The 14152-nt window shown below is 70.7% G+C and carries 12 protein-coding genes; 6 read left to right on the top strand and 6 right to left on the bottom strand.

The features are described 5' to 3' along the window. Positions 1–47 precede the first annotated feature (47 nt). Positions 48–1124: a helix-turn-helix domain-containing protein gene (locus tag ACZ4SW_RS01095; RefSeq protein WP_468236232.1), complete on the top strand. Its 1077-nt coding sequence runs from the start codon at positions 48–50 to the stop codon at positions 1122–1124. On the opposite strand, the gene ACZ4SW_RS01090 is transcribed toward ACZ4SW_RS01095, so the two are convergent. The 6 genes from ACZ4SW_RS01090 to rpsL all read right to left on the bottom strand — a co-directional run bounded on the left by ACZ4SW_RS01090 (position 1021) and on the right by rpsL (position 7392). Continuing rightward, positions 1021–2427 carry an alpha/beta hydrolase family protein gene (locus ACZ4SW_RS01090; protein ID WP_468236229.1) on the bottom strand — a complete coding sequence of 469 codons (1407 nt, stop codon included), beginning with the start codon at positions 2425–2427 and terminating at the stop codon, positions 1021–1023. The two genes, ACZ4SW_RS01095 and ACZ4SW_RS01090, sit on opposite strands and share 104 nt — an antisense overlap. 75 nt (positions 2428–2502) lie before the next feature. Beyond that, positions 2503–2856 (bottom strand): hypothetical protein, encoded by a 354-nt coding sequence (locus ACZ4SW_RS01085; RefSeq protein WP_468236225.1) that lies wholly within the window; start codon positions 2854–2856, stop codon positions 2503–2505. Between the two features lie 165 nt (positions 2857–3021). Continuing rightward, positions 3022–4215 carry an elongation factor Tu gene (gene tuf / locus ACZ4SW_RS01080; RefSeq protein WP_468236222.1) on the bottom strand — a complete coding sequence of 398 codons (1194 nt, stop codon included), beginning with the start codon at positions 4213–4215 and terminating at the stop codon, positions 3022–3024. 166 nt (positions 4216–4381) lie between these two features. Continuing rightward, complete coding sequence (gene fusA / locus ACZ4SW_RS01075) at positions 4382–6508, bottom strand: elongation factor G (RefSeq protein ID WP_468236219.1); 2127 nt, start codon at positions 6506–6508, stop codon at positions 4382–4384. Positions 6509–6547: 39 nt separating this feature from the next. Beyond that, entirely contained in the window at positions 6548–7018 is a 471-nt protein-coding gene (gene rpsG / locus ACZ4SW_RS01070; RefSeq protein ID WP_003998848.1) for a 30S ribosomal protein S7, read from the bottom strand. A 2-nt stretch (positions 7019–7020) separates the two neighbouring features. Further along, entirely contained in the window at positions 7021–7392 is a 372-nt protein-coding gene (gene rpsL / locus ACZ4SW_RS01065) for a 30S ribosomal protein S12 (protein WP_003948652.1), read from the bottom strand. Between the two features lie 569 nt (positions 7393–7961). On the opposite strand from rpsL, the gene ACZ4SW_RS01060 reads away from it, so the two are divergent. The 5 genes from ACZ4SW_RS01060 to ACZ4SW_RS01040 all read left to right on the top strand — a co-directional run bounded on the left by ACZ4SW_RS01060 (position 7962) and on the right by ACZ4SW_RS01040 (position 13815). Beyond that, positions 7962–8669, top strand: coding sequence for a Crp/Fnr family transcriptional regulator (locus ACZ4SW_RS01060; protein ID WP_468236215.1), 708 nt, complete (start codon positions 7962–7964; stop codon positions 8667–8669). 203 nt (positions 8670–8872) lie between these two features. Continuing rightward, a complete protein-coding gene (locus ACZ4SW_RS01055; protein WP_468236213.1) occupies positions 8873–9781 on the top strand; it encodes a hypothetical protein in 909 nt (302 codons plus the stop codon). Continuing rightward, positions 9778–11913 (top strand): hypothetical protein, encoded by a 2136-nt coding sequence (locus ACZ4SW_RS01050; protein ID WP_468236210.1) that lies wholly within the window; start codon positions 9778–9780, stop codon positions 11911–11913. The genes ACZ4SW_RS01055 and ACZ4SW_RS01050 overlap by 4 nt, the downstream gene beginning before the upstream one ends. 37 nt (positions 11914–11950) lie before the next feature. Then, the gene (locus tag ACZ4SW_RS01045; RefSeq protein ID WP_468236207.1) at positions 11951–13276 is read left to right on the top strand and encodes a PE-PGRS family protein; all 1326 of its coding nucleotides are present in this window, start codon (positions 11951–11953) and stop codon (positions 13274–13276) included. Next, complete coding sequence (locus tag ACZ4SW_RS01040) at positions 13273–13815, top strand: Pycsar system effector family protein (RefSeq protein WP_468236204.1); 543 nt, start codon at positions 13273–13275, stop codon at positions 13813–13815. Before ACZ4SW_RS01045 ends, ACZ4SW_RS01040 begins: the two co-directional genes overlap by 4 nt. The last annotated feature ends 337 nt before the right edge of the window (positions 13816–14152 follow it).

Here is a 14152-nt window from a genome sequence, read left to right as displayed (position 1 = left end):
CAATCCCGATCGAGGGCCTGGCCACCGAGGAAGGTAAGGACTTCCCGATGGGTACCCACGACCTTAGCGTGCCCCCGCACGCCCGGTCAGCCGTTGCCGCGAACGAACCCCACTCACGGGCGAACCCAAGCACGCGTGCGCGCCGCAGCGCCTACGGCGTCATCCACGAGAACACCCGCCACACCACCCGCTTCACGGTGATCGGCAACCACCTGGCTCAGCACCCGGAGCTGTCGCTGGTCGCCATCGCCCTGGCCGTGCACATCCAGTCCCTGCCGAGCAACGCCCCCGTGGACATCGGGACGCTCGCCGAGCGCTTCCCGGAGGGACGCGACCGCATCGCCGCCGGGCTGCGCGAACTGGAGGCCCACGGTTACCTGCGCCGCGTACGCGAACGCACCGCCACCGGCCGGATCATCACCCGCACGATCAGCTGCAACCAGCCGAAGGCACCGCGCCACCAGGGCCCCGCCCGCGCCACCGTTCCGGTCGTGCCGACAGGGATGGTGGACCCACCGAACTGCAACACATCCGGGACATGTGTCGCACCTGCGGACTCGACCCCCGCGGAACCCCCACCCCGCAGCAAGCCTCGCGAACCCCGCAGGAAGCACGCCCTCCCGCCCGTCCCCCAGCCGGCGTACCCCTCCCCCACCCTCCTCCGGACGGCCACCGACCTCCTCGCCACCCTGCACCACCAGGACCCTCGCCTGTTGCTCAGCGCCTGCGACGCGGCCCATCTGGCCCCAGGAGTCGCCGCCTGGCTGGAGCGCGACGTGTCCCCGATCGCCGTACGCCACGCCCTGACCACCGACCTCCCACCCGAAGGTCCGCGCCGCCCGGCCGCCCTCCTCGCCCACCGCCTCACCGCCCAGTTGCCATCCCCGCCGCCGTTCCGCGCACCGGCCGAGGCCCCGTCGGTCCGGCACCCCCTCCAGAACTGCGACGGCTGTGATCGCGCCTTCCACGCCCCCGAGCCCGGAACGCTCTGCCGCGACTGCCGCCCTCCGTCTACACGCCCTAGCCTCCGCCCAACCTCTCCCCCAGCCAGTCGAACACCACCTCGCAGTGCTGCTGCGGCGCCATCGGTGAGCAGTGCAGTTGGGCGCCCGTCGCCGCCGTGAGCTTCACGTAGTCCTTGGGTGCCCTCAGCTTGTCGTACAGCTGGGCCGCCTGGCCCGGGTAGAACTGCTCGTCCTGGTAGTCGAGGACCAGGGTGGGGGCCTTGATGCGGCCCACGACGTCCGTGATCGTCAGGGACCGGACGAGGCTCGCCGGGGTGTGGAAGTCGGTGAACGTCCTGCCCTGGCGGGCCTCCTGCATCGCCGCGGCGGAGAACGGCTCGAAGCGTTTCTTCAGCGTCGCCGCGTCGGCGGGGGACAGCTTCGGGACGACCTCCTTGTTCCAGACGGCGTTGGTCTCCGCCTGGTTCGAGGTGAGGAGCCTCCGGATCTCCGGGGGGAAGCCGAGCCACGGCTCCAGGCAGCCCGGCATGGCCACCAGGGCCGCGATCCGCTGTTCGAAGGCCGCCGCGCGGGGAGCCAGGCAGCCGCCCATGCTCAGCCCCGTGAGGGCGATTCTGCGGGTGTCCACGTCGGAGCGGGCGACCAGCCAGTCGACGAGCGGTTTGACGACGTTCTCCCAGCGCGGGGTGAACACCACCCGATCGACGAAGAGCAGATGCCCCTGGCCCGGCCCCTCGTACACCAGGGCGTTCCACCCCCGGTCCAGGGCGGCGGACACGCCGTACGTCCACATGTCGACGTTCTGCCCGTCGCTGCCGTTGGTGAGGATCACGGTGCGGCGGGGCCGTCCCGACGCGTCCGGGCGGAACAGCCACACGGGCATCGGGGTACCGCCGTACGGGACGTTCGCCGTCACCGGTGCCGGGTCGCACAGCCCGCAGAAGGTGTCCCAGGCACCGCGCCCGGCCCGGTACAGCGCCTCTTCGCTGCCGGGGTCCCCGGAACCGAGCACGAAGAAGAGCGCCTGGGCGTAGTACTGCGAGGCCCGCAGGGCGCCGAGGCGCCGGGTCTTCGGATCCGGCCTGCTGCCCTCGGGGGCCTTCATCAGCCGGTCGCCGAGGCTTCTGAAGGTCTGAACGTACGACTGTGCGGAGAGGCCGGCCTTGTTGATCGCGTTGACGGCGGTGAGCACCTCGCCCACCTCGCTGCTGCGCTGGCCGGCCGCGCCGAGCGCCAGGAGCGCGCTGAAGTTGAACTCCGGGTCGCCGAAGAGCGTCATCGCACCGGGGGCCGGTACGTCGGCCGTCGCGGAGGCCGACTCTCCGGCCGCCGGCCCGCGCCCCGGCGAGGTGCCCGTGGCCGTGCATCCGGCGGCCAGCAGGGCTCCGGCCGCACCGGCGAGCCCGGTCAAGGTGCTGCGCCTGCTGGGCCCGGTCCCGGGGGCAGCCGTTAGGTTCTCCATGCCGTAGGAAGGTAGGACCGCGCCCGTCCCGCCTCTCCGCACGACACCTGCCTTTACCCCGAACAGCCTCGGGGATCAGCTCGGCCAGGGCACCATCGAGGCGAAGACGAGGACCGAGAACACGACGGTGCCGGGTGCGAGCACGGCGAGGAGCCGGCGCGGGACAACGTTCCGTTCGGTCCACGGCAGGCACCAGCTGATCAGCAGGAGCACGAACGCGGCGACGAGGCCCGCGTGCAGGACCGTGTGGGCGGTGTTGAAGCCCCTGGTGAAGCGCTCGGCCTCGGCCCCGTCGCAGTTGTCGCAGGCCATGGGCGCGAGTCCGCCGAAGACGAAGGCGAAGAAGCTCGCGGGGAGGATGAACACGGTCGCGATCAGCGGTGCGGCCCACGCACGCCGCGCGGGCCCGCCCTGTGTGGTGTCCGGCATGGGACCACCCCATCGCAGGGCCGCCGGCCCGCACATGAGCGCTCGTACTCAGCCGAGCCGGGTCCCGTACGCACGCGGAAACGCGAAGAGGCCCGCACGACCGAAGTCGTGCGGGCCTCTTCAGGTCAACCGACCCGGGGGGCCGGACCCTCAAGCAAGCGGAACTTACTTCAGGATCTTGGTGACCTGGCCGGCGCCCACGGTACGACCACCCTCACGGATGGCGAACTTCAGGCCCTCCTCCATGGCGACGGGCTGGATGAGCTCCACCTTCATCTCGGTGTTGTCACCCGGCATGACCATCTCGGTGCCCTCGGGGAGGGACACCACGCCGGTCACGTCCGTCGTACGGAAGTAGAACTGCGGGCGGTAGTTGTTGAAGAACGGCGTGTGGCGGCCACCCTCGTCCTTGGACAGGATGTAGGCCTGCGCCTCGAACTCGGTGTGCGGGGTGACCGAGCCCGGCTTGATGATGACCTGGCCGCGCTCGACGTCCTCGCGCTTGATGCCGCGGAGCAGCAGACCGACGTTCTCACCGGCCTGGCCCTCGTCGAGCAGCTTGCGGAACATCTCGATGCCGGTGACCGTGGTGGAGGTCTTCTCCGGCTTGATGCCGATGATGTCGACGGTCTCGTTGACCTTCAGGACACCACGCTCGATACGGCCGGTGACGACCGTACCGCGACCGGTGATCGTGAAGACGTCCTCGATCGGCATCAGGAACGGCTTGTCGACGTCACGCTCCGGCTCCGGGATCGACTCGTCGACAGCCTTCATCAGGTTGAGGACGGACTCGGTCCACTTCGGGTCGCCCTCGAGCGCCTTCAGAGCGGAGACCTGGACGACCGGAACGTCGTCGCCCGGGAACTCGTACTCGGTGAGGAGCTCACGGACCTCGAGCTCGACGAGCTCCAGGATCTCCTCGTCGTCCACCATGTCGGCCTTGTTCAGGGCGACGACGATGTACGGCACGCCGACCTGGCGGGCCAGGAGCACGTGCTCCTTGGTCTGCGGCATCGGGCCGTCGGTGGCGGCGACCACCAGGATGGCGCCGTCCATCTGCGCCGCACCGGTGATCATGTTCTTGATGTAGTCCGCGTGACCCGGGCAGTCGACGTGGGCGTAGTGACGCGACTCGGTCTGGTACTCGACGTGCGCGATGGAGATGGTGATACCGCGCTGGCGCTCCTCAGGAGCCTTGTCGATGTTGTCGAACGGGGTGGCCTCGTTCAGGTCCGGGTACGCGTCGTGCAGCACCTTGGTAATGGCGGCCGTGAGGGTCGTCTTACCGTGGTCGATGTGACCGATGGTGCCGATGTTGACGTGCGGCTTAGTCCGCTCGAACTTCGCCTTCGCCACTGGGGTCCTCCTGTGGAGTGGTTCTGTACGCCTTACTCATCGGCGCCAGGTGATCTTTGCTGGGGTGCCGCCCGCCGGGGTCCTCCCCTGGTCGGAACCAGGGTTCCCTCCGGGGTCGGAAACCCCGGCGGTCGGTGTCAAGCCTAAAGCGTGTGAACGGGGTGCGTTACTCGCCCTTGGCCTTCGCGATGATCTCCTCGGCGACGTTCCGCGGAACCTCGGCGTAGGAGTCGAACTGCATGGAGTAGCTGGCACGGCCGGACGTCTTGCTGCGCAGGTCGCCGACGTAACCGAACATCTCCGAAAGGGGCACGAGGCCCTTCACGACGCGGGCACCGGCCCGCTCCTCCATGGCCTGAATCTGGCCACGGCGGGAGTTGATGTCGCCGATGACCTCACCCATGTAGTCCTCGGGCGTGGTGACCTCGACGGCCATCATCGGCTCGAGCAGCACGGGCTTGGCCTTGCGCGCGGCCTCCTTGAAGGCCTGCGAACCGGCGATCTTGAAGGCGAGCTCCGAGGAGTCGACCTCGTGGTACGCACCGTCGAGCAGCGTGACGCGGACGCCGGTCATCTCGTAGCCCGCGAGGATGCCGAACTGCATCGCCTCCTGGCAGCCGGCGTCGACCGAAGGGATGTACTCCTTCGGGATGCGACCACCGGTCACCTGGTTCACGAACTCGTACGACATGTCGCCGCTCTCGATCGGCTCGACCGAGATGATGACGCGACCGAACTGACCGGTACCACCCGTCTGCTTCTTGTGGGTGTACTCGACCTTCTCGACCTTCTGGCGAATGGTCTCGCGGTACGCGACCTGCGGCTTGCCGACGTTGGCCTCGACCTTGAACTCACGCCGCATACGGTCGACCAGCACCTCGAGGTGCAGCTCGCCCATACCGCCGATGACGGTCTGGCCGGTCTCCTCGTTGGTGTGCACCTGGAAGGAGGGGTCCTCCTCCGCGAGACGCTGGATGGCGACACCCAGCTTCTCCTGGTCGCCCTTGGACTTGGGCTCGATCGCGACCTCGATGACCGGCGCCGGGAAGTCCATGGACTCCAGGATGACCGGGTTCTTCTCGTCGCAGAGCGTCTCACCGGTGGTGGTCTGCTTCAGGCCCATGACGGCGACGATGTCACCGGCGCCCACCGACTCGATCTCCTCACGCTTGTTCGCGTGCATGCGGTAGATCTTGCCGATGCGCTCCTTGCGGCCCTTGACGGAGTTCAGCACGGCGGTGCCGGACTCCAGGCGGCCGGAGTACACGCGGACGAAGGTGAGCTTGCCGAGGTGCGGGTCGCTCATGATCTTGAACGCCAGCGCCGACAGCGGCTCGTCGTCGGACGGCTTGCGCTTGACGACCGTCTCCGGGTCCTTGACGTCGTGGCCCTCGATGGCCTCGATGTCGACCGGCGACGGCAGGTAGCGCACGACCGCGTCGAGCAGGGGCTGAACGCCCTTGTTCTTGAACGCGGTACCGCAGAACACCGGGGTCACGGTGGTGCCGGTGCCCTTGCCGGACGCGATGGTGATACGACGGATCGCCGCGTAGAGCTGCTCCTCGGTGGGCTCCTCGCCCTCGAGGTAGAGCTCCATCAGCTCCTCGTCGTTCTCCGCGACGGCCTCGAGCAGCTTGCCGCGCCACTCCTCGGCGGCCTCGGTGTGCGTGGCCGGGATGTCGACGATGTCGTACATCTCGCCCTTGGTGGCCTCGGCGGACCACACCAGGGCCTTCATCTTCACCAGGTCGACGACGCCCTTGAAGTCCGCCTCGGCACCGATCGGCAGCTGCATGACCAGCGGCTGCGCGCCCAGGCGGTCGGAGATCATGTCGACACAGCGGTGGAACTCGGCACCGGTGCGGTCGAGCTTGTTGACGAAGCAGATGCGCGGAACGCCGTAGCGGTCCGCCTGACGCCACACCGTCTCGGACTGGGGCTCAACGCCGGCGACGCCGTCGAACACCGTCACGGCACCGTCGAGGACGCGCAGGGAGCGCTCCACCTCGACGGTGAAGTCGACGTGGCCCGGGGTGTCGATGATGTTGATGGTGTGGTCGACGTTCTCCAGCGGCCAGTGACAGGTGGTGGCAGCAGAGGTGATCGTGATGCCACGCTCCTGCTCCTGCTCCATCCAGTCCATGGTGGCAGCGCCGTCGTGGACCTCACCGATCTTGTACGAAACGCCGGTGTAGAACAGGATCCGCTCGGTGGTGGTCGTCTTGCCCGCGTCGATGTGGGCCATGATCCCGATGTTCCGGACCCTGGCCAGGTCAAGTGAAGTGGTAGCCATAAGGCTTCAGTCTTCTCTCGGTCTCGATGTGGGTAGCGACTACCAGCGGTAGTGCGCGAAGGCCTTGTTGGACTCGGCCATCTTGTGGGTGTCCTCGCGCTTCTTCACGGCCGCACCGAGGCCGTTGGAGGCATCGAGAAGCTCGTTGAGGAGACGCTCGGTCATGGTCTTCTCGCGACGGGCGCGGGAGTAACCGACCAGCCAGCGCAGCGCCAGGGTGTTGGCACGGCCGGGCTTGACCTCGACCGGGACCTGGTAGGTGGCGCCACCGACACGGCGGGACTTGACCTCGAGGGTCGGCTTGATGTTCTCCAGAGCGCGCTTGAGCGTGATGACCGGGTCGTTGCCGGTCTTCTCGCGCAGGCCCTCCATGGCGCCGTAGACGATGCGCTCGGCGGTGGAGCGCTTGCCGTTCAGCAGCACCTTGTTGATGAGCGACGTGACCAGAGGAGAACCGTAGACCGGGTCGATGATGACCGGACGCTTCGGGGCGGGGCCCTTACGAGGCATTCTTACTTCTCCTTCTTGGCGCCGTAACGGCTACGAGCCTGCTTGCGGTTCTTGACACCCTGGGTGTCGAGCGAGCCGCGGATGATCTTGTAGCGAACACCCGGCAGGTCCTTCACACGGCCGCCGCGCACGAGCACGATGGAGTGCTCCTGCAGGTTGTGTCCCTCACCCGGAATGTAGGCCGTGACCTCGATCCCGCTGGTCAGACGCACACGCGCGACCTTACGCAGGGCCGAGTTCGGCTTCTTCGGGGTGGTCGTGAACACACGCGTGCAAACGCCGCGGCGCTGAGGGGAACCCTCGAGTGCGGGCGTCTTGTTCTTCTCGACCTTGTCCTGCCGGCCCTTGCGGACCAGCTGCTGGATCGTAGGCACTACTTCTCCGGTTTCTGTGTGCCGATGGGTACAGCTAACCTGGAACGTCGCCGACCCACGCGGTCGGGTGTGTCGAATCCCGCGGACTCCCGCCGCAAGGCGAAAAGGGCGCAGATTACGGTGGCCGCTCACGGCTCGCTATGCGGTTTGAAGGCACGCACAAGAGCCAGGGCACACCCCAGGCACAAGGTCTGAGCGTACCTATCGCATTCGCTGCGGTCAAAACAAATGGGCCCCACCGGCAGCGCCGTGCGGAGCATGTCAAGACCCCGACCCCTACGTGATCTTCGAATCGGCGGCCGCTGCCCGTTTTGAACACCATTGTGCCCTGCCCACGGCTGCGGAACACGCCCTGCCCCTGCTGCCGGGAGCGCCACGGCGGATACGGCGACTGCACCACGGGCACCTCCCCGGAACTCCGGAGTCCCTCCATCATCCCCCCGATGCGCCGCACCCGTCGGCGCCGCCCGCCCGCGCCTGTCGCCGGTTTACCGATCCGGTGTTCATGGCCAGGACATGTTCAGTACGTTGAGCGGTCGCGGTACGGATCAGCCGGGACGGGGGAGTTCATGACCACGGCAGGCTTACCGGGAGAGACCGGACTCGACGACCGGGTGCCCTTCCTGGCGCGCCTGGAGAAGCAGGACCGTGAGACGCTCCTCGGTCTGGGCCGCGAGCTGGGCTTCCGGCCACGGGATGTCCTGCTCCACCAGCACGAGCCGTCGTCGTACGTCCTCTTCGTCACGCACGGCTGGACGAAGGTGACCGCGGCCGCCGCCAACGGGTACGAGGCGCTGCTCGCACTGCGCGGGCCCGGCGACATCGTCGGCGAGTCCGCCGCGCTGACGGGGCGGCCGCGCTCCGCGACCGTGACCGCGCTGGAGCCGGTGCGCGCGGTTGCGGTCGACCGAAGCCGCTTCACCGAGTTCCTGTCCCGGTCCCCCGCCGTCTCGTACGCGCTGCTCGGGCTCACCTCCGACCGGATGCGCGCGGCCGACCAGCGGCGTCTGGAGTTCGCCTCGATGAGCGTGCGGGAACGGCTCGCGGCCCTCCTGCTCGAACTGGCCCACACCAACGCGCGCTACACGGAGGCGGGCGTCGAGCTCCTGGTCCCCCTGAGCAAGCAGGAGCTCGCCGGGTCCGTCGGGGCGTCGCGGGAGATGGTCCAGCGGCTGCTGAAGGAACTGCGGGAGAAGGGTGTGGTGCTGACGGGCCGGCGGACCCTGCGGATCGTCCGGATGGACGTGCTGCGGCGCATCGCACGAACGGAGTTCTGAACCGCGTCGGCGGGTTCCGGGCAGGCGGGCGGCTCGCCGGTACGCCCCCGCGACGCGGGGGTCCGGCGGCACGGCACCACATCGGTGCCGAGGGCCCCACTGTGCACACGGTCACAGTTCGAGTGCGTCATCCGCCCTCTTCCCGGAGCCGCCCGGAGCGCCACTCTTCTCACCCAGGCGTCAGCTCCCACCGAAAGGCGACCATGACGGACCCCGTGAGCCGGACGATCCTCCTGCTCGACATCGAGAAGTACAGCGACCGGGACGACGTCGAGCAGGCGTACCTGCGGCGGATGCTCTACGACATCACCGACCGTGCCCTGGAGAGCGCCGGCATCGACGAGACGCTGCGGCTGCGGGCCGACCGGGGCGACTCGGTGATGGAGCTGATCGACGCCAACGCCTCGGTGACCGCGCTGCTGAGGGCGCTGCTCACCGAGGTGCCCGCCCAGCTCCGGGCGGTCAACCGCATGGCGTCCAGCTCCGCGCAGATCCGGCTGCGGGGCGTGGTCGCCTCCGGATACGTCGCCGTGGACGGACACGACGGGTGGGTCGGCTCCGACCTCAACCACGCCTGCCGCCTCCTCGACGCCGAGCTGCTGCGCGCGGCCCTGCGGGAACGTGCGGCCGACTTCGCGCTGTGCGTCTCCGAGGCGGTGCACGCCGGCATCGTGCGGCACAGTCACCCCGGCATCCCGGCGGAGGACTTCCACCCGGTGACGGTGGACAGCAAGAACGGGCCGCTGCGGGCCTGGCTGCACGGGCCGCTGCCCGGCGGGACCGGGTCCGCCGGGCACGAAAGCCATGGTGACACGGGGGCGGGGGGAGCTCCGGTGCCGGGTGTCTCGGGGGAGCGCCCGGCACCGGAGCGGCGATCCGCCGTGCCCCCGGAGGCCGACGCCCGGCAGCAGCCACCCGCGTCCGCGCCCTCCGCAGGAGGCGTCGTCTTCAACTTCACAGGGGGCGCCCCCAGTTTCGGCGGCAGCCTCGTCGGCGGCGCCCAGCACGGCGTGTCCGGCGGGCAGGTCACCGGGGACGTCCACCTCGGCGGATCGAGCGGCCCGGCCACCGGCGACCACCCCGGCACCCGGTCGGGAGGTGAGCCGGCATGACGGTGGCCCCGCCCCAGGAGCCCGACTCGGACTCCGTACCGCAGCAGGACCCGCACCAGAGCGCACCCGAGACCGACGACGGGCCCGAGGAGAGAACGCAGGAGGCGCGGGCCGCGCAGCGGGAGCTGTTCGCGCACGCGCCGGGGTTCATCCTCGGTTCGGCCGCGTCCTTCGGCGGCAGCCTCGTCGGCGGCGCCCAGCACGGGGTGTCCGGCGGGCACGTGGCCGGAGACGTCTTCCTCGGCGGGAAGACGGAGATCCACCACCACGCGCCGGCGGCGGACGCCGCCGTCTCCGGGGAGATCCCCCGCGAACGCCTCGACGCGCTGGCCGCGGTGTTCGTCGAGAGCCCCGCCTTCCCGGCCGCCCTGGAACGGCTCCGCCGGGAACGCGTTCTGGTGCTGTCGGGCGCCCACGCCAGCGGGCGCTACGCGGCCGCGTGCATGCTGCTGCACCGGCTGGGCGTGCCCGCCGTGCACGCCCTGTCCGCGGAGACGACCCCGGCGACCCTGCCCGGCCGACTCACGCACCCGGGCGGACACGTCCTGCGCGACCTGCCCCTGACCCGGAACCGGCCGCTGCGGGACACCCATCTGTACGCGGCCCGCGACCAGCTCAAGCAGACCGACGGCTATCTGGTCGTCACCGTCGAGAACTCGCCCTTCCTGCTGGGTCCCACCCCGGTGCGGTGGGAACCCCCCGAGGCGGCGGACGTGCTGCGGGCCCACGTGGCCCGCCTGCGCGCGGCGGACGTCGAGGACCTGCTGTCCCTCGGCCCCGTGCGGGACTTCCTCTCCCGCCACTCCCGAGGGCGGCACCACCCTGCCGAGGCCGCCGAGTTCGCCAGGGCACTCGCCTCGTACGACGGCAGCGACGAGGCGGTCGCCCGGCTGGCGGACTTCGGTCAGGCGGCGGTGGAGAAGCAGTGCCGGGAGCGGCTGAGCGACGCCGGGACCGATCTGCGGGACAAGGCGTTCCTGATCGCGCTCGCCGTCTTCGACCGGGCCCCCTACGTCCTGGCCGCCGAACTCGCGGACCGCCTCTTCGTGCACTTCCAGCGGCTGCAGCACCCCGAAGAGCCGCCGGAGATCCCGGTGTTCGGCCTGGCCGCCGAGACCCGGCTGGAGCGGGCCGGCGCCGAGGGCGAGATGCGGAACGAGACGACCGAGTGGGGGGAGGTGCCGCAGTTCACGGCGTACTTCCCCAGAGAGGACACCCCGCGCGCGCTGCTGGCCGAGGTGTGGACCGGGCACCCCTCGGCCCGGCCCGCGCTGGTGGCCTGGCTCAAGGAACTGGCCCGCGACGCGCGTCCCGTCGTCCGGACCCGGGCCGCCGCGGCCGCCGCACTGCTCGCGTGCGCCGATCTGCCCTCGGCGATCGCACTGCTCATCGACGGCTGGGCCGTCTCCCGTTTCTTCGGGGCCCGGGTGACCGCGGCGAACGCGCTCACCCTCGCGCAACTGCTGGACGCGCCCGTCGTGCTGCGGCTGCTCACCCAGTGGTGCACGGACGCGCACTGGGCCCGCCGGTGGACCGCGATCCGCGCCTTCGGGCTGCTCGCGCCGCTCCGCCCGGACCTGGCGGCCCCGGCACTCGGCGCGCTCGCCGCCCGGGCCCGCGCCGACGACAGCAGCCCCACCGAGAGCAGCAACCTGATCGAGTCGACGGCCCTGCTGCTCTCCGTGGGTGAACGCCGCGGCGAGATGCTCTCCGAGCTCGTGGGGCTGCTCCACCACGACACCCCGGCGGTGCGGGCCCTCGCGCTGAACGCGTTCGTGCGGGCCTGCGACAACGCCGAGGAGAACGCGCTCGTGGAGTGGTACGCCCACACCGGCATGTACCAGGCGGACTCGGCCCGCGACCTCGCCACCCTGTGGCGCACCGCCCTCGGGGACCGCGCCCACACCCGGCAGGCCCTGAACGCGCTGCGCACCTGGGTGTACGCGGCCCAGTACCGCGCCGACGCGGCACGGGCCCTGGAGCTGCTGGTGCCCGCACTGGTCGTCACCGCGGCCGACCGCGACCGGCTCAGCCACGAACTGCGCACCCTGCGCGGCGAGGACGGCGGCCCACGCCCGCCCGTGGCGGACCGGCTGCTCACGGTGCTGCACCCGGCCGCCGCCACCCCCTGACGCACGAGGACCCACAGCAATCACGAGGAGTAACCCCATGGCGGACTTCCGCCGTCAGCCGGAGTGGCAGCAGGAAGCCGACCGGCACAGCACGTTGAAGGACCCGGTGCTCACCGTCCGGCCGATCTCCCGCTTCGACTACACCGGCCGGCGCCCGGTCATGGCGATCGACCACGCGCTGGTCTTCGCCACCAAGGACGGCGCGTACGACACCTACGTCCCGCCGCACCGGCCGAGCCGCACGGACGCGGCGACGCGTCGCTACGTCTCGGTGTACGAGGTGGACATGGGCAGCCACCCGGTGCAGCTCGAGCTCGAACTGCCCAGCGACGACGACGCGTTCTCCTTCGGTGTGACCGCCGACCTGACCTGGCGGGTCGGGGATCCGGAGGCGTTCGTGCGCAGCGGTGAGCGCGACGTCCCCGAACGGCTGAAGCGTGAACTGCAGCAGCTCGCCCGGCCGGTCAGCCGCCGCTACTCCATCGAGGACAGCGCGACCGCCGAGGCGGCCGTCCAGAAGGCGGTCGAGGCGAGCGGTTTCGCGGCGGGCACCGGGCTCACGGTCAGCTGCGTGGTGCGGCTGCGCCCGGACGAGGAGGCGATCGAGCACCGGCGGCGGCAGCGGACCCTGCGCTACGAGTCCGAGATGCTGGACCCCGAGCACGAGTTCGAGCTGCGCAAGGCCCGGCAGCAGTTCGAGCTGGAGCGCCTGCGTCAGCAGCAGCAACAGGAACTCGTGGCCGCGAAGATCAACTTCTACCGGTACCACCTGCAGCACGGCGGCGTCGGCGCCTGGGCGCTCCACCTGGCCGAGCACCCCGAGGACACCCAACTGGTCATCAACAGCATCCAGCAGGACCAACTGTCCTTCATCCAGACCCAGTTGCAGCTCATCGGCGGAGACGAGCTGGAGGACTACCAGAAGGCCGAGGCCCTCAAGCAGGTCCGCCACGCGGTCGACGACCTGGTCCGCCGCCGGGGGACCGTGCCCCACGGCCAGTCGGCGCTGCCGGCCGGGGCGACACCGGCGCCGGGCGGGTACGACGGGCAGGGCGTCCCGCGCCCGTACGACGCGCCGGTGCCGGACGCGAGCGGGCAGCGGCAGCCGTACGGCGATCAGCCACCGGTACCGGCCGCGCCCGCGGCACCGCACCCTCCGGGCGACCCCGCGCCCGCCGTACCCCCGCCGCCGTACGCCGCCGTCGGCCCGTCCCCGGTCACACCCCCGCCGCCCCACGCCGCCGCGGCACCCGCCACGCTCCCGGGGTACGCACCGCCCGACCGGCCGGACCTGCCCGCGTCGGCCGAGCCGCCCCGGCCCGCCGTGCCTCCGCGGCACACCGGGGATGCGGGGTCCGCATGACGACTCCGGATGCGACCGCCCACCGGACATCGGCCCAGGCCCCGCCGCGTCCCGGTACCCAGGTCGCCGAACGGTTGCTCTCCGAGATGCGCGGGGAGATCGCGCGGGCCGACAGCAAGGCGGCCGTTCTGGTGGCGGCGCTGGGCATGACCGCGGGCGTGTTCAGCGGGCTCGTGGCCGGGCGGAACTGGAGCCCGGGGTCCCTTTCGGCAGCGGGAACCACCCTGTGGTGGGCCGGAACGTTCGCGCTGGCGCTGTCCCTGCTCGCGCTGCTGCTCGCCGTACTGCCCCGCTACAGCAGCGGCGGTTGGGCCCCCGGTCAGCCCCTGTGCTATTTCGGCGACGTCCGGCAGGCGGCGCGCGAGGGCCTGCTGTCCGCCGCGCTCGCCGACACCGAAGGCGACCCCGTCGCCGGACTCACGACGGCTCTCACCGAGACCAGCCGTATCGCCGCCCGCAAGCACCAGTGGATCCGCGCCGGCCTGGTCGCCTTCTGCGCAGGCACGGTGCTGCTGCCCGCCGCACTCCTCATCGGCTGACGTCCCCACCCAGAAGGAAGTCCCGCCATGCCCCAGCCACCGGACCGGCCGTCCCCGTCGGCCCCCCACTCCGAACGCCCGGACATCACCCCACCGCCCCCGCGCCCGAAGGCACCACCGCCGTACCCGAAGGCACCACCGCCGTACCCGGAAGCCCCACCCGCCTACCCGGGCGCCCCTGTCCAGGACGCGAGCGGCCCGGGCGGGCCACCGCAGTACCCGGGCACCGCACCACCCCAGTACCCGGGCGCCATCCCTCCCCAGTACCCGGGCACCGCACCACCCCAGTACCCAGGTGCCATCCCTCCCCAGAACCCAGTCACCGCACCACCTCAGT

It is taken from the genome of Streptomyces sp. NPDC028331, from assembly GCF_055565775.1.
This window is presented reverse-complemented; position numbering and strand designations above follow the sequence as displayed.

Bases quoted from the DNA above. Each gene is read 5' to 3' on its own strand.
- ACZ4SW_RS01095 (WP_468236232.1), top strand. From the start codon at position 48: ATGGGTACCCACGACCTTAGCGTGCCCCCGCACGCCCGGTCAGCCGTT.
- ACZ4SW_RS01090 (WP_468236229.1), bottom strand. From the start codon at position 2,427: ATGGAGAACCTAACGGCTGCCCCCGGGACCGGGCCCAGCAGGCGCAGC.
- ACZ4SW_RS01085 (WP_468236225.1), bottom strand. From the start codon at position 2,856: ATGCCGGACACCACACAGGGCGGGCCCGCGCGGCGTGCGTGGGCCGCA.
- fusA (WP_468236219.1), bottom strand. From the start codon at position 6,508: ATGGCTACCACTTCACTTGACCTGGCCAGGGTCCGGAACATCGGGATC.
- rpsG (WP_003998848.1), bottom strand. From the start codon at position 7,018: ATGCCTCGTAAGGGCCCCGCCCCGAAGCGTCCGGTCATCATCGACCCG.
- ACZ4SW_RS01060 (WP_468236215.1), top strand. From the start codon at position 7,962: ATGACCACGGCAGGCTTACCGGGAGAGACCGGACTCGACGACCGGGTG.
- ACZ4SW_RS01055 (WP_468236213.1), top strand. From the start codon at position 8,873: ATGACGGACCCCGTGAGCCGGACGATCCTCCTGCTCGACATCGAGAAG.
- ACZ4SW_RS01050 (WP_468236210.1), top strand. From the start codon at position 9,778: ATGACGGTGGCCCCGCCCCAGGAGCCCGACTCGGACTCCGTACCGCAG.
- ACZ4SW_RS01045 (WP_468236207.1), top strand. From the start codon at position 11,951: ATGGCGGACTTCCGCCGTCAGCCGGAGTGGCAGCAGGAAGCCGACCGG.
- ACZ4SW_RS01040 (WP_468236204.1), top strand. From the start codon at position 13,273: ATGACGACTCCGGATGCGACCGCCCACCGGACATCGGCCCAGGCCCCG.